The sequence below is a fragment of the Pseudomonas sp. FSL W5-0299 genome, assembly GCF_005930655.1.
GTDB lineage: Bacteria > Pseudomonadota > Gammaproteobacteria > Pseudomonadales > Pseudomonadaceae > Aquipseudomonas > Aquipseudomonas mandelii.
The window spans coordinates 1-19,921 of record NZ_RXHX01000054.1 but is presented as its reverse complement, the minus strand read 5'-3'; the positions used below and the strand labels follow the sequence as shown (position 1 = coordinate 19,921).

16 protein-coding genes and 3 tRNA genes are annotated in these 19,921 nt (G+C 60.5%); 2 read left to right on the top strand and 17 right to left on the bottom strand.

Annotated features, from left to right (window positions below):
• Positions 1–117 precede the first annotated feature (117 nt).
• The 9 genes from FHL16_RS31995 to leuC form a co-directional block, all read right to left on the bottom strand.
• Positions 118–741 (bottom strand): phosphoribosylanthranilate isomerase, encoded by a 624-nt coding sequence (locus tag FHL16_RS31995; protein ID WP_010456034.1) that lies wholly within the window; start codon positions 739–741, stop codon positions 118–120.
• A gap of 63 nt (positions 742–804) precedes the next feature.
• A complete protein-coding gene (truA, locus tag FHL16_RS31990) occupies positions 805–1,629 on the bottom strand; it encodes a tRNA pseudouridine(38-40) synthase TruA (protein WP_077750385.1) in 825 nt (274 codons plus the stop codon).
• Positions 1,630–1,939: 310 nt separating this feature from the next.
• Entirely contained in the window at positions 1,940–4,561 is a 2,622-nt protein-coding gene (locus FHL16_RS31985; protein WP_077750384.1) for a FimV/HubP family polar landmark protein, read from the bottom strand.
• A 208-nt stretch (positions 4,562–4,769) separates the two neighbouring features.
• Positions 4,770–5,780, bottom strand: coding sequence for an aspartate-semialdehyde dehydrogenase (locus FHL16_RS31980; protein WP_010456038.1), 1,011 nt, complete (start codon positions 5,778–5,780; stop codon positions 4,770–4,772).
• 269 nt (positions 5,781–6,049) lie between these two features.
• On the bottom strand, positions 6,050–7,162 hold the full coding sequence (gene asd / locus FHL16_RS31975; RefSeq protein WP_054052925.1) for an aspartate-semialdehyde dehydrogenase: 1,113 nt from the start codon (positions 7,160–7,162) through the stop codon (positions 6,050–6,052).
• Between the two features lie 69 nt (positions 7,163–7,231).
• Positions 7,232–8,314, bottom strand: coding sequence for a 3-isopropylmalate dehydrogenase (gene leuB / locus FHL16_RS31970; RefSeq protein ID WP_077750383.1), 1,083 nt, complete (start codon positions 8,312–8,314; stop codon positions 7,232–7,234).
• 51 nt (positions 8,315–8,365) lie between these two features.
• Positions 8,366–9,133 carry a class I SAM-dependent methyltransferase gene (locus FHL16_RS31965; protein WP_077750382.1) on the bottom strand — a complete coding sequence of 256 codons (768 nt, stop codon included), beginning with the start codon at positions 9,131–9,133 and terminating at the stop codon, positions 8,366–8,368.
• A 139-nt stretch (positions 9,134–9,272) separates the two neighbouring features.
• On the bottom strand, positions 9,273–9,917 hold the full coding sequence (gene leuD / locus FHL16_RS31960) for a 3-isopropylmalate dehydratase small subunit (protein ID WP_010456042.1): 645 nt from the start codon (positions 9,915–9,917) through the stop codon (positions 9,273–9,275).
• Positions 9,918–9,928: 11 nt separating this feature from the next.
• Positions 9,929–11,347, bottom strand: a complete 1,419-nt coding sequence (gene leuC / locus FHL16_RS31955) for a 3-isopropylmalate dehydratase large subunit (RefSeq protein ID WP_010456043.1) — start codon at positions 11,345–11,347, stop codon at positions 9,929–9,931.
• Between the two features lie 142 nt (positions 11,348–11,489).
• Between leuC and FHL16_RS31950 the strand changes: the two genes are divergently transcribed.
• A complete protein-coding gene (locus FHL16_RS31950) occupies positions 11,490–12,380 on the top strand; it encodes a LysR family transcriptional regulator (RefSeq protein WP_010456044.1) in 891 nt (296 codons plus the stop codon).
• A 66-nt stretch (positions 12,381–12,446) separates the two neighbouring features.
• Entirely contained in the window at positions 12,447–15,725 is a 3,279-nt protein-coding gene (locus FHL16_RS31945) for a PAS domain S-box protein (protein WP_077750381.1), read from the top strand.
• Between the two features lie 50 nt (positions 15,726–15,775).
• Here the strand turns inward: FHL16_RS31945 and FHL16_RS31940 are convergent, their stop codons facing one another.
• The 8 genes from FHL16_RS31940 to FHL16_RS31905 form a co-directional block, all read right to left on the bottom strand.
• Positions 15,776–16,219 carry an Hsp20 family protein gene (locus tag FHL16_RS31940; protein WP_010456046.1) on the bottom strand — a complete coding sequence of 148 codons (444 nt, stop codon included), beginning with the start codon at positions 16,217–16,219 and terminating at the stop codon, positions 15,776–15,778.
• Between the two features lie 132 nt (positions 16,220–16,351).
• Positions 16,352–17,311: a tRNA dihydrouridine synthase gene (locus tag FHL16_RS31935; RefSeq protein WP_010456047.1), complete on the bottom strand. Its 960-nt coding sequence runs from the start codon at positions 17,309–17,311 to the stop codon at positions 16,352–16,354.
• Positions 17,312–17,483: 172 nt separating this feature from the next.
• Complete coding sequence (locus tag FHL16_RS31930) at positions 17,484–17,921, bottom strand: acyl-CoA thioesterase (protein ID WP_010456048.1); 438 nt, start codon at positions 17,919–17,921, stop codon at positions 17,484–17,486.
• A 48-nt stretch (positions 17,922–17,969) separates the two neighbouring features.
• Entirely contained in the window at positions 17,970–18,803 is an 834-nt protein-coding gene (locus FHL16_RS31925; RefSeq protein WP_010456049.1) for an alpha/beta fold hydrolase, read from the bottom strand.
• A gap of 31 nt (positions 18,804–18,834) precedes the next feature.
• On the bottom strand, positions 18,835–19,374 hold the full coding sequence (locus FHL16_RS31920) for a TetR/AcrR family transcriptional regulator (RefSeq protein WP_008151286.1): 540 nt from the start codon (positions 19,372–19,374) through the stop codon (positions 18,835–18,837).
• A 183-nt stretch (positions 19,375–19,557) separates the two neighbouring features.
• Positions 19,558–19,633, bottom strand: a tRNA-Glu gene (locus tag FHL16_RS31915).
• Positions 19,634–19,713: 80 nt separating this feature from the next.
• A tRNA-Ala gene (locus FHL16_RS31910) sits at positions 19,714–19,789 on the bottom strand.
• Between the two features lie 53 nt (positions 19,790–19,842).
• A tRNA-Glu gene (locus tag FHL16_RS31905) sits at positions 19,843–19,918 on the bottom strand.
• Positions 19,919–19,921 lie beyond the last annotated feature (3 nt).

The following is a 19,921-nucleotide window of genomic DNA, read 5'->3' as shown; positions in this document are numbered from 1 at the left end:
TGGATGGCCGGGTCAGCGAAACGTGACCTGCGTACAATCCAAAAATCCTCAGCCGTGCCTGCTTTGTGCAGCGCAGTGCATTTTGGGACGGCGGCAGTCTGCCAGCCGTCACATCAACTACGTGCTACTACGTACCGCCTTGATGAATGCCTGAATCTTTGCGTGATCCTTGATGCCCTTGCTCGCTTCTACCCCGCCGCTGACGTCCACCGCATAAGGCCGAACCCGGGCGATTGCCTCAGCCACGTTATCCGGCGTCAGGCCACCAGCGAGGATGATCGGCTTGCTCAAGCCCTGCGGTATCAGAGACCAGTCGAACGCCTCACCGGTTCCACCGGGAACACCTTCGACATAGGCATCAAGCAGGATACCGCTGGCGCTTGGAAACGCATCGCAGGCCGCCGCGATGTCGTCGCCGGCCTTGACCCGCAACGCCTTGATGTACGGGCGGTGCCAGCCTTCACATTCGGCTGCGGTTTCGTCGCCATGGAACTGCAACAGGTCCAGCGGTACGGCGTCGAGCAGCTCGCCCAACTCGCAGCGGCTGCTGTTGACGAACAACCCCACGGTGGTCACGAACGGCGGCAGCAACTTGATAATGTCGCGCGCCTGCTGGAACGTGACGGCCCGCGGACTCTTGGCGTAAAACACAAACCCGATGGCATCCGCCCCGGCCTCGACCGCCGCCAACGCATCTTCTATGCGGGTAATCCCACAAATCTTGCTGCGAACGGCTGACATGTCGATAAAACCTCAGGGCAAATCCGAGAAAGTCCCGGATGGTAACAAATGCGTTCGAGGGCGTCAGCCGTCAAGTTCAGAGAAGCCGGTGAGGAAGTGTGGGCCGATGTAACGCTCAGGCAATTGGAACTCGTCGCGATACTCGACCTGCACCAGATACAGGCCGTAAGGATGCGCCGTCACCCCGCCAGAACGACGGATCCGGCTCTCCAGCACTTCCTTCATCCACTCCACCGGCCGCTCGCCGGCACCGATGGTCATCAAGACACCGGCGATGTTGCGCACCATGTGGTGCAGGAAGGCGCTGGCGCGGATATCCAGGACGATCATCTTGCCGTGGCGCGTGACACGCAGGTGATGCAGTTCCTTGATCGGCGATTTGGCCTGGCACTGACCGGCGCGGAATGCGCTGAAATCATGGGTACCGACCAGGTACTGGGCGGCCTCGGCCATGCGCTCGACATCGAGCGGACGGTGGTTCCAGGTGATTTCTTCGTTGAGGTGCGCCGGGCGGATCTGATCGTTGTAGATCACATACCGATAACGGCGGGCGATGGCCTTGAAGCGCGCATGAAAATGCGCCGGCATGACCTTGGCCCAGCTGACACTGACGTCGTGGGGCAAGTTGATGTTGGCGCCCATGACCCAGGCCTTCATCGAACGCTCGACCTGCGTATCGAAATGCACCACTTGGCCGCACGCATGCACGCCCGCGTCAGTGCGCCCGGCGCAGAGCAGCGACACCGGTGAGTCGGCGACTTTGGATAAGGCCTTTTCGAGGGTTTCCTGCACAGTGAGCACACCGGAGGCCTGGCGCTGCCAGCCGCGATAACGCGAGCCTTTGTATTCAACGCCCAACGCGATCCGGAAAAAGCCGTCGGCCGCCATTTCGGCAGCCGGGTTATCTATATTTGCCAAGGAGTCACAGCCTGCTGATGTGCGCAAAGGCGGGCATTATAAAGCTGTCCGGCGGGGATACCAGCACAACAGAAAGTACGATATTGAATGTTGGAGCCCTTTCGCGGCCAAGCCCGCCCCCATAGTGTTTCGGGGGTGTTCTCAGGTTATGTGACCGCCACAAAACCTTGTGGGAGCGAACCTGCTCGCGATGGCGGCCTGACAGACGCCCTCGGACCACCGCTGAAACAAAAACGGCAGCCTCAATGGGCTGCCGTTCTGTTTATTGCCTACCGATCACTCAAGCCAGATGCGAAAGCATCTCCTTGGCCTCGCTCTTCTGGCCAGCATTCCCCTCGGCCACAACCTCATTGAGGATGTCCCGAGCACCGTCGTTGTCACCCATGTCGATGTAGGCCTGGGCCAGATCGAGTTTGGTGGCGACTTCATCGGTGCCGGAGAGGAAGTCGAAGTCCGGCTCGTCCGCCGCAGAAGCCATAGCGTCTTCTGCAGTAAAGGTCGGCTCACTCATGCTCTGGGACAAACGATCCAGCTCGGCGTTGACGTCATCCAGTTCAGCGGCAAAGGCGTCCTTGACCTCAGGCTCGGCCGGGGCGGCATCCATTTCATCAGCCAGCGACAGGTCGAAATCGGCCGGCAGCTCCAGATCGTCCTGAGGCACTTCAGGTTTTACAGGCTCCGCAGGCAGGTCCTTCACGCCTTCGTCCAGATCCAGCAGGAAGTCATCTTCAGCGAGGATGGCCGGCGATGGGTCGCCGCCCAAATCCATGTCCAGATCGAAGTCCGACAGGTCGTCGAGGTTTTCCTTGATTTCGGTCTGTTCCTTCAATACCGATTCAAAGCTCAGGTCATCGTCCAGCGGAAACTCGTCAAGGTCAGCCGCAGCTTCCGGCTCTGGCGTGACCACTGCGGGTGACGCGGCTTCCAGGTCATCCAGGCTCAGGTCGAAGGCACTGTCCAGGTCATCGGCCGGTGCTTGCGGCTCGTCCAGCAACAGGTCCTTGACGTACTGCGCGTCCAGCTCGGCAGCGAGGGCGGCGGCAGCAAGACCACCGGCAGCCGCGATAGCCATTGCCGGGAAGCGGCTTTTAAGCTGCTCGACCTGGGCGAAGTTGTCACCGTTGGCGACCAACTGACGCTCCTGGGCAACAAATGCATCGCGATCGCCCTGCTGACCGTAGACTTCCATCAGTTTCAGACGCAGGTCGCTGCGCTGTGGCTCTTGCTTGATGCCGTCTTCGAGCAACGCAGCGGCCTGGTTCAGACGACCGGCGGCAATGTGCGACTGAGCCTTGGTCAGTACGTCGTCATTGCGCTCGGCCGCTGGCGACACCAGCGGCGCGGCGATCGGCGTCGTCATTACATCCGGGGCTGGAGCTGGAGCAGGCGCTGGCGCAGGTGGTGGCGTTGGAATCGGCGCGGTAGCGAGTTTCACGCTCGGCGGCGGAACTTCCAAACCTTCGAAGCTGCTTTCTGGCAGGTCCTGCTCGGCAGAGAATTCCTTCTCTTCTTCCAGGGCACGCGCCATGCGCAGGTGTTTCTCGGCTTCTTGCTGGGCCTTGCGGCGACGCGCCAGCAACAGCAGCAGAAGCAGCAGAACCACTGCCCCACCGCCTACCAGACCCAGCAGGACCGGATTGGTCAGCAGTTCGTTGAATTTCTGCTCGTCGGAAGCTTCCGGTGTCGGCTCGATTGGCGGCTCGGCAGGCACGGGTGCAGGAGCAGTCTCAGGCGCAGACGTTTCCGGAGCAGGAACCACTTCAGTCGGTGCTGCCGCAGGGTTCGCGGCCAGTTCAGCAGACATTGCCGGCGGGGTCGTCGCTGGAGTCGAAGCCGACGCTCCCGCTGCGCCTTCAGCCTGCAACTTGGCCAGTTGATTGTTCTTCAGCTCGATCAGGCGCTGCAGCTTATCCAGCTGACTTTGCAGATCGGTCATGCGGCTTTTCAGTTCAGCGTTGTCACGACGGGTCGTGTCGAGGCTTTCCTGGGTCACCGCCAGTTTGTTGTTCAAGGCTTTGGCATCACCTGCAGCGCCTTTGCCCTTGCCGGTTTCGGCAGAAACCAGGCTCAGGTTGTCTTTCGCCGTTTGCGATGGAGCTGCGTCAGCGCGGCCACGCTTGGTGGCATCGAGTTGCTGCTGCCCGGTGCCGGGCTTCGCCACATAACGACGACCCTGGCGCCATGCAGTGTTCTGGGCAGCGACTTCAGCGATTGCCTTGGGTTGCGGCAGGCTGGTGCTCTGCGCCTGATCCGGCAAGCGCAGCACCTGACCGGTTTTCAGCCGGTTGATGTTGCCGTCGATGAAGGCATCCGGGTTCAGCGCCTGGATGGCCAGCATGGTTTGCTGGACCGAACCGCCATTACGCGCCTTCGCGGCGATTTCCCACAGGGTATCGCGCGGCGTGGTGGTGTATTGGGACGGCTGGGTGGCACCGGTCACCGGCGCAGTGACCGTTTCGGTCGGCGCAGGCTGCGCAGCCGCTTCAGCGGTCTGCGGGGAGAATTTGGAAGGATCGAGCAGCACGCTGTAATCGCGCAGCAAACGACCGTTGGGCCACATCACCTGAACCAGGAATTTCACCATGGGTTCGGACAGTGGTTTGCTGGACGTTACACGCAGGATACTTTTGCCGCTGGCATTGAGCACGGGCGTGAAGGTCAGGTCGTTGAGAAACGCCTGGCGATCGACACCGGCCTTGGCGAAATCTTCGGGTGACGCCAGGCTCGGCACCACTTCTGCGGCGGTGAGGTCCTTGACGTCGAGCAGCTCGATTTCCGCCACCAGAGGTTGGTTCAGCGTCGACTTCAGGGTCAATTCCCCGAGCCCGAGGGCATGCGCCATACCGGAGGACAGCGCCGAGGCGGCCGCTATTGCTAACACCAGTTTGCGAACTTGAACCATAGCCTCATCCTTTGTTTGAACATTCCTCGGCCAGCGAGAAGGTGTTGATAGCCGCTGCCGTAAGGCATTGCGCGCGGCGACGAAGGGTCGTCACGCGCGATCATTTCATAAATGCCCCGGAAAGCCCCGAAGAGTGGCTCGCCATCAGCAATCCGGCCAAGCATAGCGCTCGACTGGACTCATTCGAAAAATTGTTGCCAAGTATCTTTTACAGCAGGTCTTTTATCAACAATTCAGCCACCTGCACAGCATTGAGCGCAGCGCCCTTACGCACGTTATCTGACGTCAGCCACAAATTAAGTTCCGACGGGTCGTCGATTCCGGCGCGAACCCGACCAACGTAGACCACGTCCTGCCCTACTGCATCGCCTACTGCCGTCGGGTAATCGCCGGCTTCCACCAGTTCGATACCCGGTGCGTCTTCCAGCGCCGCGTTGACTTTCGCCAGGTCCACAGCGCTCGCTGACTGCAAGGTCACGCTAAAGCTATCGCCAAAAAACACCGGGGCTTGAATGCAAGTGACAGAAATCTTTAATAAAGGCAGCGCCATGACCTGACGCAGCTCACGCACCAGGCGTTTTTCCAGCAGCGTATGACCCTGCTCATCAGGCTTGCCGACCTGAGCCAACAGGTTGAAAGCCATCTGCCGATCAAAGAAAGTCGGCTCCAGCGGACGCACATTGAGAAGCTCGGCGGTCTGCCGGGCCAGCTCGGTCACGGCTTCGCGCCCCTGGGCGGAAACGGCCAGGCAGGCGGTCAGGTTGATGCGTTGCAGGTCGAGCAAACCCAGCAACGGCGCCAGCACCACGGCCAGCGTGGTGGCCGACGGGCTTGGGCTGCTGACCTGAAACGGTTTTTTCAAACCGGCCAAGACGTCGGCGTTGGCTTCCGGCACCACTTGCGGCGCCTGATTGGCCGGCAAAGCGCCGGACAGGTCGATCAACGAACAACCGGCAGCGGTCGCGCGCGAGGCAAAACTCAGGGTCACTGCCGGCCCGGCAGCGAAAAACACCAGCTGAACCTTGCTGAAATCGAATTCGTCGACTTCACGCACCCGCACGTTCTTGCCGCGAAACGGCACCGAATGCCCGGCGGATTCGCTGCTGGCCAGCAAATGGAGGTTGCCGACCGGGAAGTCGCGTTCTTCGAGAATCTGCACGAGCGTTTCGCCGACAGTACCGGTGGCGCCGATCACGGCAATATCAAAGGACTGGCTCATGGTTCTACCTCTGGCGAAACGGGGGGAGCGGCACTTTACCGGGTGGGTGGCGCGCAGGCAATTCGGCTGGGGTTTTGTGGTGTATGCGCCGGCTTCTTCGCGGGCAAGCCTCGCTCCTACAGGTATCGCGGTTGTTTCAAGATTTCGCGACCGACACACAACCCGTAGAAGCGAGGCTTGCCCGCGAAGAGGCCCTTCCTGACGACATACCTTCCCAAAAAAAACCCGCACCTCTTTCAAGGCGCGGGTTCTTTGATTACTTCAATCGATCAACGCTCAAGCAGGATCCGCAGCATGCGACGCAGCGGTTCGGCCGCGCCCCACAGCAGTTGGTCGCCGACGGTAAACGCGCCGACGTACTGCGTGCCCATGTTCAGCTTGCGCAGACGGCCAACCGGCACGTTCAGGGTGCCGGTGACTTTCGTCGGGCTCAGTTCCTGAATGCTGGCTTCGCGATTGTTCGGCACCAGTTTGACCCAAGGGTTGTGCTGGCTGATCAGCCCTTCGATGTCGGCGATCGGCACGTCTTTGTTCAGCTTGATGGTCAGCGCCTGGCTGTGGCAGCGCATGGCGCCGATGCGCACGCAGATGCCATCCACCGGGATCGGGCTCTTGAAGCGACCGAGGATCTTGTTGGTCTCGGCCTGGGCCTTCCATTCTTCGCGGCTCTGACCGTTCGGCAGCTCCTTGTCGATCCACGGGATCAGGCTGCCGGCCAGCGGAACGCCGAAGTTTTCGGTCGGGTACGCGTCGCTGCGCATGGCTTCGGCCACACGGCGGTCGATGTCGAGGATGGCGCTGGCCGGGTCGGCCAGTTGATCGGCGACAGCGGCGTGGGTCGCGCCCATTTGCTTGATCAGTTCACGCATGTTCTGCGCGCCGGCACCGGAGGCCGCCTGATAAGTCATGGCGCTCATCCACTCGACCAGACCGGCTTCGAACAGGCCGCCCAGGCCCATCAGCATCAGGCTGACGGTGCAGTTGCCGCCGATGTAGTTCTTGGTGCCCGCGTCGAGCTGCTGGTCGATGACCTTGCGGTTCACCGGGTCCAGCACGATCACCGCGTCATCCTGCATGCGCAGGCTGGAAGCAGCGTCGATCCAGTAACCCTGCCAGCCGGCTTCGCGCAGCTTCGGGAATACTTCGCTGGTGTAGTCGCCACCCTGGCAGGTCAGAATCACGTCGAGGGTTTTCAGCTCTTCAATGCTGTAAGCGTCCTTGAGCGGAGCAATGTCCTTGCCCACGGACGGGCCTTGGCCACCGACATTGGAAGTGGTGAAAAACACCGGCTCAATAAGATCGAAATCCTGCTCTTCCAGCATCCGCTGCATGAGCACGGAACCGACCATACCGCGCCAACCGATCAGACCTACACGTTTCATCGCAACTACACCTTCTTTAAAAAGTGGGCCGCTGCTTTCAAGAGTGAAAGTGGCAGCGGGCCCGAGAGATTACAGATTCCGCAGCGCGGCGACTACTGCGTCGCCCATTTCCTGCGTACCGACTTTAGTGCAACCGGCCGACCAGATGTCGCCCGTGCGCAGCCCCTGATCCAATACCAGACTGACGGCTTTCTCGATGGCATCGGCCGCGTCCTGCAGATTGAAGCTGTAACGCAGCATCATCGACACCGACAGAATGGTCGCCAACGGGTTGGCAATGCCTTTGCCAGCGATGTCTGGCGCCGAACCGTGGCAAGGCTCGTACATGCCCTTGTTGTTGGTATCCAGGGATGCCGACGGCAGCATGCCGATGGAACCGGTGAGCATCGATGCCTGGTCAGACAGAATGTCGCCGAACATATTCTCGGTAACGATCACGTCGAATTGCTTCGGCGCACGCACCAGCTGCATGGCGGCGTTGTCGACGTACATGTGGCTCAGTTCGACTTCCGGGTAATCCTTGGCCACTTGCTCGACGATTTCGCGCCACAGTTGGCTCGAAGCCAGCACGTTGGCCTTGTCCACCGAGCACAGCTTCTTGCCGCGCACCATGGCCATGTCGAAACCGACACGGGCGATGCGGCGGATTTCGCTTTCGCTGTACGGCAGCGTGTCGTAAGCCTGACGCTCGCCGTTGTCCAGGGTGCGGGTGCCGCGTGGCGCGCCGAAATAGATGCCGCCGGTCAGTTCACGGACGATCAGGATGTCCAGGCCCGAAACGATTTCAGGCTTCAGGCTCGATGCCTCGGCCAGTTGCGGGTAGAGGATCGCCGGGCGCAGGTTGCCAAACAGGCCCAGTTGCGCACGAATCTTCAGCAGGCCGCGCTCAGGGCGGATGTCACGCTCGATGGTGTCCCATTTCGGGCCGCCCACGGCGCCCAGCAGCACAGCGTCGGCTGCGCGTGCACGGTCGAGGGTTTCGTCGGCCAATGGCACGCCGTGCTTGTCGATGGCGGCGCCGCCGATCAGGTCGTGGCTCAGCTCGAAGCCCAGGCTGTACTTGTCGTTGGCCAGCTCCAGCACCTTGACCGCTTCGGCCATGATTTCCGGGCCAATACCATCACCTGGGAGAATCAGAATCTGCTTGCTCATGCTTTCCTCATGTCATCAGTCGGTGCGCCCTTGAGCACACCCGGAAAAATTCTATCGTTCGGCCATCAGCACCAGCACATCGGTACTGAACGAACCATCGGCCTCAATCTCAAAATATTCGCGCACTTCATTGCCCATCGACTGCTGCAACTCGCGGATCGCCGCGCGCATCACTTCTGGCGTGCGCATGCGTTCGACCCAGGAGTTGTACTCCAGCCGCAACCGTTGACGCGTAGTGCTACGGGTATGCAACCCCGCTTCGCTGACCTGACGCAACCACTCGCCGGCGGAATAATCGCGCACATGGCTGGTGTCGCGCAGCACTTCGACGCTTTGCAGGTAAGTGTCAAACAACGGACTGCCCGGTGACAACACGTCGATGAACGCCGCCACCCCACCCGGCTTCAGCACCCGCCGGACTTCGCGCAGGGCCAGGCCGAGGTCGCTCCAATGGTGCGCCGAGTAACGACTGAAGACGAAGTCGAACTCACCATCGGCAAACGGCAGGCGCTCGGCGGCACCGTTGACCGTGGTCACATTGCTCAAACCACGGTCCACAGCGGCGACGGTAACCACGTCGAGCATCTGCTGGGACAAATCGTAGGCCACCACTTCCTTGACCAGCGACGCCACGTGAAAACTGACGTGACCAGCGCCACACCCCAGGTCCAGCACCCGAGCATCGCCCTGCCCGGCCAGTTCGGCCTGTAGCAGCGCAAATTCGGTGCCTTGAGCGTGTACGGCGCTGCTCAGATAGGCCGAGGCCTGTTCACCGAATTGCTTTTGGACTACCTGGTTGTGCTGGGCGGTGCGGGTCATGGGGGACTTCCTTTTGGGGTTTAGCCTTGTGTTGTCTGGGCGGGCCTCTTCGCGGGCGAGCCTCGCTCCTACAGGGAGACGTATTTCAGCCGTAAGAGCGAGGCTTGCCCGCGAAGGCGTCATCACGCCTTACGCAAACTTACGCGTCGCGAAACAACCAAGGCTGGCTCGCCCGGTGCTTGGCTTCAAACGTCGCAATCGCTTCATGGTCCATCAACGTCAGACCGATATCGTCCAGACCGTTGAGCAGGCAATGCTTACGGAAGGCGTCAATTTCAAAGCTCAACACCTTGCCATCCGGACGGGTAACGGTCTGGGCCTGCAAATCGACCTGCAACTGATAACCCGGGGTCACTTCCACCTGCTGGAACAGCTCATCCACTTCAGCGTCGCTCAAGATGATCGGCAGCAAGCCGTTCTTGAAGCTGTTGTTGAAGAAGATGTCGGCGTAGCTCGGCGCGATGATGCTGCGGAAACCGTATTCCTCCAGCGCCCACGGCGCATGTTCACGACTGGAACCGCAACCGAAGTTTTCGCGGGCCAGCAACACGCTGGCGCCTTGATAACGCTCGGCGTTGAGGACGAAGTCCTTGTTCAACGGGCGCTTGGAGTTGTCCTGATAAGGCTGCCCGACATCCAGGTAGCGCCACTCATCGAACAGGTTTGGGCCGAAACCCGTGCGCTTGATCGACTTCAAGAATTGCTTCGGGATGATCTGGTCGGTGTCGACGTTGGCACGATCCAGAGGCGCGACAAGACCAGTGTGCTGGGTAAAAGCTTTCATGCTGCGCTCCTTTAGATCAATTCACGGACGTCGACGAAACGACCGTTCACCGCGGCGGCGGCGGCCATGGCCGGGCTCACGAGGTGGGTACGGCCACCGGCGCCCTGACGGCCTTCGAAATTGCGGTTGGAGGTCGAGGCGCAATGCTCGCCCGACTCCAAACGGTCCGGGTTCATCGCCAGGCACATTGAGCAACCCGGCTCACGCCATTCGAAACCGGCGTCGAGGAAAATCTTGTCCAGGCCTTCCGATTCAGCCTGGGCCTTCACCAGACCCGAGCCCGGCACCACGATGGCCTGCTTGATGGTCGAAGCGACTTTGCGACCTTTGGCGATCACGGCGGCAGCACGCAAATCTTCGATCCGCGAGTTGGTGCAGGAACCGATGAACACGCGGTCCAGCTGAATGTCGGTAATTGCCTGATTGGCAGTCAAACCCATGTATTTCAAGGCGCGTTCGATGGAGCCGCGCTTGACCAGGTCCATTTCCTTCGCAGGGTCCGGCACGTTCTGATCCACGGCCAACACCATCTCAGGCGAAGTGCCCCAGCTGACTTGTGGCTTGATCTGGGTGGCGTCGAGCTCGACGACGGTGTCGAACGTGGCGTCTTCATCAGTCACCAGGTCTTTCCACGCTTCGACGGCCAAGTCCCATTCCGCGCCTTTCGGAGCGAATGGACGGCCCTTCACGTAGGCGACGGTTTTTTCGTCAGCGGCGACCAGTCCTACGCGAGCGCCAGCCTCGATGGACATGTTGCAAATGGTCATGCGGCCTTCGACCGACAGATCACGAATCGCACTACCGGCGAACTCGATGGCATGGCCGTTACCGCCGGCAGTGCCGATCTTGCCAATGACCGCGAGAACGATGTCCTTGGCGGTCACGCCGAACGGCAATTTCCCTTCGACCGACACCCGCATATTCTTCATTTTCTTGGCGACCAGGCACTGGGTGGCGAGCACGTGCTCGACCTCGGACGTGCCGATACCGTGAGCCAACGCGCCAAACGCGCCGTGGGTCGAGGTGTGGGAGTCGCCGCAAACAACGGTCATGCCCGGCAAGGTTGCGCCCTGTTCCGGGCCGATGACGTGGACGATGCCTTGGCGCACGTCGTTCATCTTGAACTCGACGATGCCGTATTCGTCACAGTTGTCATCGAGGGTCTGGACCTGCAAACGCGAGACCTGGTCGGCAATGGCTTCGATGCCGCCCTTGCGTTCCGGGGTGGTCGGTACGTTGTGGTCCGGGGTCGCGATGTTGGCATCGATGCGCCAAGGCTTGCGCCCGGCCAGACGCAGGCCTTCAAAGGCTTGCGGCGAGGTCACTTCGTGAATGATGTGACGATCAATGTAGATCAAGGCAGAGCCATCGTCGCGCTGCTTGACCAAATGCGAATCCCAGAGCTTGTCGTAGAGCGTTTTGCCGGCCATCAGACGGTTTCCTCATCAGCTTGTTTCTATGCCCCGGGCCGTTTGTATAACCCTTTGGCTTGTGAGGTCGATCCTAGGGGGTTACATTAAATAACTCAAATTCATATTTTTCATGCTTTGGATAACCAACTGGAATACCGCAATGGACCTGGCTAATCTCAATGCTTTCATCGCCATTGCCGAGACCGGAAGCTTCTCCGGCGCGGGAGAACGGCTGCACCTGACGCAACCGGCGATCAGCAAGCGCATCGCCGGGCTGGAGCAGCAATTGAAGGTGCGGCTTTTCGATCGACTGGGTCGTGAAGTCGGCCTGACCGAGGCCGGTCGCGCCCTGTTGCCGCGGGCCTATCAGATTCTCAATGTGCTGGACGACACCCGCCGCGCCCTGACCAACCTGACCGGCGAAGTGACCGGGCGCCTGACGCTGGCCACCAGTCACCACATTGGCTTGCACCGCTTACCGCCCTTATTAAGGGAGTTCACCCGACGCTACCCACAAGTGGCGCTGGATATTCAGTTTCTCGATTCGGAAGTGGCCTACGAGGAAATCCTCCATGGCCGCGCGGAACTGGCGGTGATCACCCTCGCCCCGGAACCTCATACCTTGGTCAAAGCCACGCCGGTGTGGGACGACCCCCTGGATTTCGTGGTCGCCCCGGAGCATTCGCTGATCAGCAACGGCCCAGTCAGCCTGGCGGACATTGCCCTGCATCCGGCGGTGTTTCCCGGCGGCAACACGTTCACTCATCACATTGTCCAGCGCCTGTTCGAGGCTCAGGGACTGACGCCGAACATCGCCATGAGCACCAATTATCTGGAAACCATCAAGATGATGGTCTCGATCGGCCTGGCCTGGAGCGTTTTGCCGCGAACGATGCTCGACGATCAAGTTGCGCGAATACCTTTGCCGGGCATACAACTGACTCGCCAGCTAGGCTATATCCTGCACACCGAACGGACGCTGTCGAATGCGGCACGGGCCTTCATGGCCTTGCTGGATGCACAAATCGATCTGCCAGGGATTCAAGGCTAACGTGTGCTACTGCCATAGAGCCGCGAACCCCTGCGCCTAACGCCCAATTCAGCCCAAGGCCTGCCAATGCCGAAATCTGTTGACCGTATTCCGCCGATGCCACGTATACAGGCGCTTGACCCGAAACGGTCCGAGCAGAGCTGGGAAAGCGCACCACAGTTGCTGGCCGCCCTCAACGGCGCGCGCCTGGGCGCCTGGTATTGGGACATCGAGCGCGGACAGATCAGCTGGTCGCGGGGCACCCAGGCGTTGTTCGGCTTCGATCCCCGACAGCCGTTGCCGACCGATCTGGAATACCTCGACTTGCTGCCTCCGGAGGATCGGGCAAAAACCATTCGCGCCTTTCATGCCGTGATCGCCGGCGCCCCGCTGGAGCAGGCGATGCACCACCGCATCCGCTGGCCCGACGGCAGCCTGCACTGGCTGGAGATCAACGGCAGCTTGCTTCCGGACAAAGACGGTCGGCCACGGATGATTGGGGTCATTCGCGAAATCACCCATCAGCGCCAGCGCGAACAGGCCCTGAGCAGCTCGGAAAAACGCTTTGCCACGCTGTTTCACCTGTGCCCGAACATGGTGCTGCTGACCCGCCAGGAAGATGGCCTGATTACCGAAGCCAATCAGTATTTCGAAAGCCTCTTCGGCTGGCCGGTGCAGGACGCCATTGGCCGAACCACCGTCGAACTGGGCCTCTGGGTGCACCCGGAACAACGGGACGTGCTGGTCAAGGCGACCAAGGCCAAGGGCGAACTGACCAGCATGGAGGTGCAGTTTCGCGCCAGCAATGGCCAGATCCACGACGGCATCCTCAGCGCACAGAAAGTCGAACTTGAAGGCCAGCCCTACCTGCTGAGCACTTTCCTCGACACCACGGAACGCAAGGCCGCCGAACTCGCGCTGAAAGACAGCCAGGAACGCCTCGACCTGGCCCTGGATTCGGCGCAACTCGGCACCTGGGACTGGCACATTCCCAGCGGCATGCTGTACGGCTCGGCGCGGGCCGCGCAGTTGCACGGGCTGGAGGCCATACCCTTCCATGAGTCCTTCGACGCGTTTTTCGAAGGTGTGCCCGACGAAGAACGCGGCAGCATGCGCGACGCTTATCGCAGCCTGCGCGAAGGACCGGCCGGCAATTATCAGCTGACTTATCGCGTGCAGTTGCCGGACGGCAGTTCACGCTACCTGGAAAGTCGTGCCCGCCTCTACCGCGATGAAAACGGCGCACCGCTGCGCATGGCCGGCACCTTGCTGGACATCACCGATCAAGTGGAGCGCGAACAACGGCTGGTGGCCTCCGAAGAGAAATTCGCCACGCTGTTTCAAGTCAGCCCGGACCCGATCTGCGTCACGCGCCAGGACACTGGCCAGTTCATCGAGATCAACTCCAGCTTTACCCAGACCTTCGGCTGGAGCGCCGCCGAAGTGATTGACCGCAGGGCCGACGAAATCGGCCTGTGGGACGCGTCAGCGAAAAGCCTGCAACGAATTGAACAAGTCATCCGCGAACAGGGGCTGAACAATGTCGCGATCATCGCCCAACACAAAGACGGGCAAGCCCTGACCTGCGTGATTTCCAGCCGGCAGATCAGCGTGGGCGACCAGCCGTGCATCGTCACGACCCTGCGCGACATTACCCAGCAACAGCGTTCCGAAGCGGCACTCAAGGCCAGCGAAGAGAAGTTTGCCAAGGCGTTTCACTCAAGCCCGGACGCGATCACCATCACCGAACGCGATACCGGGCGCTACCTGGAGGTCAACGATGGTTTTTGTCGCCTGACCGGTTACCGCGCCGACGAAGTGGTCGGCCGCACGGTGTATCAAGTCGGCATCTGGGCAGAAGAGAAACAGCGCTCGGCGCTGCTGGCCGAGTTGCAGCTTAAGGGTCGTGTGCATCACCAGGAAATGCTGGGCCGCAACAAGCGCGGCGAACTGCTGACCGTCGAAGTCTCGGTGGAGCCAATCACCCTCAACGAAACCGCATGCCTGTTGCTGACTGGCCGAGACGTCAGCCTGTTGAAAAATGCCGAAGCGCAGATTCGCCATCTGGCCTACCACGACCCGCTGACCAACCTGCCGAACCGCGCCCTGTTGATGGATCGCCTGAGCCAGCAGATCGCCCTGCTCAAGCGCCACAACCTGCGCGGTGCGCTGCTGTTCCTGGACCTCGATCATTTCAAGCACATCAACGATTCCCTGGGTCACCCGGTGGGCGACACGGTGCTGAAAATCATCACGGCTCGGCTTGAAGCCAGCGTGCGCATGGAAGACACCGTGGCACGCCTGGGTGGCGATGAATTTGTGGTGCTGCTCAGCGGCCTTGAGGGCTCGCGCAACGAAGTCAGCGCCCAGGTTCGGGAGTTGGCGGACACGTTGCGTGAACTGTTGTCGGAGCCGATGTTCCTCGACGGCCAGCGCCTGCAAGTGACACCGAGCATCGGCATCGCGCTGATCCCCGACCACGGCTCGACCCCGACCGACCTGCTCAAACGTGCCGACATTGCGCTTTACCGCGCCAAGGACTCGGGCCGCAACATGGCGCAGATGTATCACAACACCATGCAGAAGGCGGCCAGTGAACGCCTGCGCATGGAAACCGACTTGCGCCTGGCCCTTTCCCGGGGCGAGTTTCATGTGCATTACCAACCCCAGGTTGACGCTCGGGGCAACCGTATTGTCGGCGCCGAAGCGCTGGTGCGCTGGGACCACCCGGAACTCGGCCCGCAATCGCCCACCGAATTCATCAAGGTGCTGGAGGACAGCGGGCTGATTCTGGAAGTGGGCACGTGGATCATCGACGAAGCCTGTGGGGCCTTCAAAAAGCTGGTTGCCAAAGGCCTGGTGAACCCGCTCAGCTTCAGCCTGTGCGTGAACATCAGCCCGAGGCAATTTCGTCAAAACGACTTCGTCGAACGCATCGAATACAGCCTCAGCAGCCACGGCCTGCCCTGCTCGTTGCTGAAACTGGAAATCACCGAAGGGATCGTCATCCAGAACCTGGAAGACACCATCAACAAAATGCGCCGCCTGAAAAAACTCGGCGTGAGCTTTGCAATGGACGACTTCGGCACCGGCTACTCCTCGCTGACCTACCTCAAGCGCCTGCCGGTCGACACGCTGAAAATCGATCAGTCGTTCATCCGCGATGCCACCACCGACCCCAACGACGCCGAAATCATCCGCGCCATCGTGGCCATGGCCCGCAGCCTGGAACTGAAAGTGATCGCCGAAGGGGTGGAAACGGCGGAGCAGCTGGAATTTTTGCAGGGGCTGGGGTGCCATTTTTATCAGGGGTATTTGCACAGTCGGCCGCTGCCGGTGGAGGAGTTCCAGAAACTCCTCAAATAACGGGTACAAAAAAGGGCGCCGAATGGCGCCCTTCTCATTGCTCTGACTCGTTACTGCAGAGCGGGTTTTTGCGTCCCGTTGATCGGGATGCGTTTGGCTTTTGCCTCTTCCGGAATCACCCGCAACAGGTCGATGCTCAACAAACCGTTGCTCAGTCCGGCAGCCTTGATTTCGATATGGTCCGCCAGACGGAAGGACAGTTTGAAGGCGCGCTGAGCGATGCCTTGGTACAGATAGGTGACGTCTTCATTCGCGTCACGCTTGCCACCACTGATGGTCAGCACCCCTTTTTCCACTTGCAGATCCAGGTCTTCTTCCTGGAACCCGGCGGCCGCCACGACGATGCGGTATTGGTCATCACCGTGCTTTTCAACGTTGTAAGGTGGGTAGGTGCTGCCTGGCTCGTTGCGCAGGGCGGTTTCGAACAAGTCATTGAAGCGGTCGAAACCCACCGAGGAACGGAACAGGGGCGCCATCGAAAATGCAGTACTCATGATTCAAATCTCCTGAAAACAGATCAGCAAGTTTTTTTGTCTCCGCGACCCGAATTCGGCATCGCGTAATCCCTAGATAGGGATCGCCGATTGCTTTTCAAGAGATTATTTTCAGATTTTTTTGCGTTTTTTTCAGGCCGCTTCCGACACCTGTAGCCCCAACAAACGCGAGACTTGATCCAGTTCGGTCTCTCGACGCAACACGGTAAACAGCTCCACCGCCTCAGGATAATTGCGGGTCAACATCGCCAGCCATTGCTTCAAGCGACCCGGCGACTGGCGGGCAGTCATCTGCGCCTTGGCTTGCAGCCAGAAGTCCTGGATCAGAGGCAGCAACTCGGCCCACGTCATCTCGACCACGGCTTCACCGGCCCGCGCCGCTGCGATTTGCCGGGCCAGGTCCGGACGCGACACCAGGCCGCGACCGAGCATGATGTCTTCCACGCCGCTGATTTCGCGGCAACGGCGCCAATCTTCAACGCTCCAGATGTCGCCATTGGCGAACACTGGAACCTTGACCACGTCCTGCACGCGGGGGATCCATTCCCAATGCGCAGGCGGCTTGTAACCGTCGGTTTTGGTCCGCGCATGCACCACGATGTGCGCCGCGCCGCCTTCGGCCAGCGCTGTTGCGCAGACCAGCGAACCGTCCGGGCTGTCGAAGCCCAGGCGCATTTTCGCGGTAACCGGAATGTGCGCCGGCACAGCGCGGCGGACGTGTTCAACGATTTGGTTGAGCAGTTCAGGTTCTTTCAGCAGGACGGCGCCGCCACGGGACTTGTTGACAGTCTTGGCCGGGCAGCCGAAGTTCAGGTCGATCACCTCGGAACCCAGCTCGCAGGCCAGCGCGGCGTTTTCAGCCAGACACACCGGATCGGAACCGAGCAACTGCACCCGCAGCGGCACGCCGGACGCGGTGCGGGCGCCGGTCAACAATTCCGGGCCGAACTTGTGGTAATAGGCAGGCGTGAGCAGTTGATCGTTGATCCGAATAAACTCGGTCACGCACCAATCGATACCGCCCACACGGGTCAGCACGTCCCGCAGGATGTTGTCGACCAACCCCTCCATGGGCGCCAAAGCAATTTGCATGAAAAACACACTCAACGAAAAACGTGCGGCAGTTTACTGGATTCTCTGTCGAAAGACTTGCATCTGCCTCTGTGGCGAGGGAGCTTGCTCCCGTTAGAGTGCGTGGCACTCTCCATTGCAAGGGACCGCTTCGCGCTCCAGCGGGAGCAAGCTCCCTCGCCACTGGATCGCGTCAACCTGGAACTTGCAACGCCGGGCCGTAGCCTTCGATGAACTCGGCCGGCATGCGCTTGGGCTTGCCGGTTGACAGTTCGATGCAGACGAAAGTGGTTTGCGCGCGCAGCAACGTAGTGTTATCGCTGGGGCGCTTCAACTGGAAGTGGCGGGTCATTTTCAGGCGCTGATCCCAATCGACAATCCAGGTCGCCAATTGCAACTCATCGCCCTCATAGGCGGCGGCCAGGTAATCGATCTCGTGCCGCACCACCGCCATCGCCCGATCCAGCCGACGATACTCGACCAGGTCCAGCCCCAGCCGCTGCGAGTGACGCCAGGCGCAGCGTTCGAGCCAGGTCACGTACACCGCGTTGTTCGCGTGCCCCAGCCCGTCGATGTCCTCGGCGCCGACTTCCAGATCAATGATAAATGGCGTTGCCCGATCCCAGCCCATGCCCCACTCCCGGTCAGATGATGTCGACCGGGGCAGTGTAACGGATGCTCAGGCCGATTGGCGCGATTGCAGGCTGCGGCCAGCCAGCAGTGATAACACGCCATCAATCACCCGAGGATCGGCCAGCACGCGTTGATGCCCGCCCTCCTCCAGGCGTAACAGCCGGCTGTCGAACCACGCCTCATTGATCAACTGGGACTCCTTGACCGGAACAAAGCAATCATCTTCGGCGTGGACGATCAGCCCCGGCATGTCGAGCTGATAGTGCGCAACATCCAGCGTTGCAGCGCGCATGCCGACGTCTTTCTCGACCTGGCGAATAAACGCCGAACGCGCTTTGGGCGGCAGCCGCACGTAACGGGCAAAACCGCGCAACACCCCGAGAATCCGCGCCGGTGCGGCGATGGTGACCAGGGTTTCGGTGCGCAAACCCAACTGCACGGCGAGCATCGCACTGGCGCCGCCCATGGAGTGGCCAATGACGGCTCGCAGCGGCGGCAACTCGGCGGCCGCTTCGAGCATGGCCCGGGCAAACAGCACCACGTTGGCTTCACTGCCCGGTGAGCGACCATGAGCAGGACCGTCGAGCGCTACGACGGTGTAGCCAGCATCGACCAGCGCCGTGATGAGACTCGCAAACTGTGTCGGCCGCCCTTCCCAACCGTGCATCAGCAACACGGCCGGACCTTGCCCCCAGCGCAGCGCCGAGAGACCGAAACGCAAGGTGATCCGTTCGGATTTCGCCAGCAGCGGCAATTCCCAGTCACGCGGCGGAAGCTCTCGCGGCGTCATGAACGCCAGTCGCATTTTGCTCGCGACCAGTTTCGGTGCAAACCAGCCCAAGGTGCCATTAACGCCACGAACCCACTTCAACGTGCTCATCGCTCTCACTCCTCAGGCCAATGCCTTCAGGTCATAGCACCGCCGACTTGGCGGCGCGCAGCAATCGATCGGACAACTCTCCTGGCCCCAGCGCCCTAGCCAGAGCCAGACCCCCGACCATCAAGGCCATGTCGGCCAGGGCTTTGTCGGTGTCTTCCGGGCTGGCCGCCAACTGCGCGACCATCATTTCCACATGCTCATTCAGCGCCACGCGAAACGCGTCCGGCAGGCGACCCAACTCACCGACAGACGCCGGGATCGGGCACGCGGAATCCGAGGAATCACGGTGTTTGCGTGACAGGTAAAACGCAGCCACCAACGCGCGACGCTCTTCGCCGGTCAATTCGGCGTCCATGTCGGCGATCAAGCCACGGCGGTGACCGAGCAGTTGCTTGAATGCTTCCAGCATCATGGCGTCCTTGCTTTCGAAGTGCGCATAGAAGCCGCCAACCGTCAGGCCGGCTGCGCCCATCACTTCGCCCACGCTCGGTTCGGCCGGGCCGCGCTGAATCAGCGCTGCGCTGGCGGCCTTGAGAATGCGTTCGCGGGTTTGAGCTTTTTTATCGTTCATCGTTGCCTCCGAATATTACGACTAGAATATTATTCTCATAATAATTTTCCGCAAGTCGTGGATGTGACCGCTGGTCTGAAGAACAGTTTGAAAGAAATGGGGGATTTGGCCAAACGCCAGACAAACAAAAGGGCCATTCAATAATTGAATGACCCTTATAAAATCCCGCAGAGCGGGTAATCGTGGCGTCCCCTAGGGGACTCGAACCCCTGTTACCGCCGTGAAAGGGCGGTGTCCTAGGCCACTAGACGAAGGGGACGCAAAACCTTCTATACAACTGATCAGTGCTGAGAGCTGATCGATTCAAGGCCGGTGTGGCCAGACCTTGAACTGTAAAATTGGTGGAGCTAAGCGGGATCGAACCGCTGACCTCCTGCATGCCATGCAGGCGCTCTCCCAGCTGAGCTATAGCCCCGGATTTTTCGCCTCGCGGCGGAGCGACATCTTGCAACATCGCTTCTGTAAAACTGGCGTCCCCTAGGGGACTCGAACCCCTGTTACCGCCGTGAAAGGGCGGTGTCCTAGGCCACTAGACGAAGGGGACGCA

Bases quoted from the DNA above. Each gene is read 5' to 3' on its own strand.
- FHL16_RS31920 (WP_008151286.1), bottom strand. From the start codon at position 19,374: ATGAACGATAAAAAAGCTCAAACCCGCGAACGCATTCTCAAGGCCGCC.
- FHL16_RS31940 (WP_010456046.1), bottom strand. From the start codon at position 16,219: ATGAGTACTGCATTTTCGATGGCGCCCCTGTTCCGTTCCTCGGTGGGT.
- FHL16_RS31995 (WP_010456034.1), bottom strand. From the start codon at position 741: ATGTCAGCCGTTCGCAGCAAGATTTGTGGGATTACCCGCATAGAAGAT.
- FHL16_RS31965 (WP_077750382.1), bottom strand. From the start codon at position 9,133: ATGACCCGCACCGCCCAGCACAACCAGGTAGTCCAAAAGCAATTCGGT.
- leuC (WP_010456043.1), bottom strand. From the start codon at position 11,347: ATGGCCGGCAAAACGCTCTACGACAAGCTCTGGGATTCGCATTTGGTC.
- FHL16_RS31935 (WP_010456047.1), bottom strand. From the start codon at position 17,311: ATGCAAATTGCTTTGGCGCCCATGGAGGGGTTGGTCGACAACATCCTG.
- leuB (WP_077750383.1), bottom strand. From the start codon at position 8,314: ATGAGCAAGCAGATTCTGATTCTCCCAGGTGATGGTATTGGCCCGGAA.
- leuD (WP_010456042.1), bottom strand. From the start codon at position 9,917: ATGAAAGCTTTTACCCAGCACACTGGTCTTGTCGCGCCTCTGGATCGT.
- FHL16_RS31930 (WP_010456048.1), bottom strand. From the start codon at position 17,921: ATGGGCTGGGATCGGGCAACGCCATTTATCATTGATCTGGAAGTCGGC.
- asd (WP_054052925.1), bottom strand. From the start codon at position 7,162: ATGAAACGTGTAGGTCTGATCGGTTGGCGCGGTATGGTCGGTTCCGTG.
- FHL16_RS31950 (WP_010456044.1), top strand. From the start codon at position 11,490: ATGGACCTGGCTAATCTCAATGCTTTCATCGCCATTGCCGAGACCGGA.
- FHL16_RS31980 (WP_010456038.1), bottom strand. From the start codon at position 5,780: ATGAGCCAGTCCTTTGATATTGCCGTGATCGGCGCCACCGGTACTGTC.
- truA (WP_077750385.1), bottom strand. From the start codon at position 1,629: ATGGCGGCCGACGGCTTTTTCCGGATCGCGTTGGGCGTTGAATACAAA.
- FHL16_RS31985 (WP_077750384.1), bottom strand. From the start codon at position 4,561: ATGGTTCAAGTTCGCAAACTGGTGTTAGCAATAGCGGCCGCCTCGGCG.
- FHL16_RS31945 (WP_077750381.1), top strand. From the start codon at position 12,447: ATGCCGAAATCTGTTGACCGTATTCCGCCGATGCCACGTATACAGGCG.
- FHL16_RS31925 (WP_010456049.1), bottom strand. From the start codon at position 18,803: ATGAGCACGTTGAAGTGGGTTCGTGGCGTTAATGGCACCTTGGGCTGG.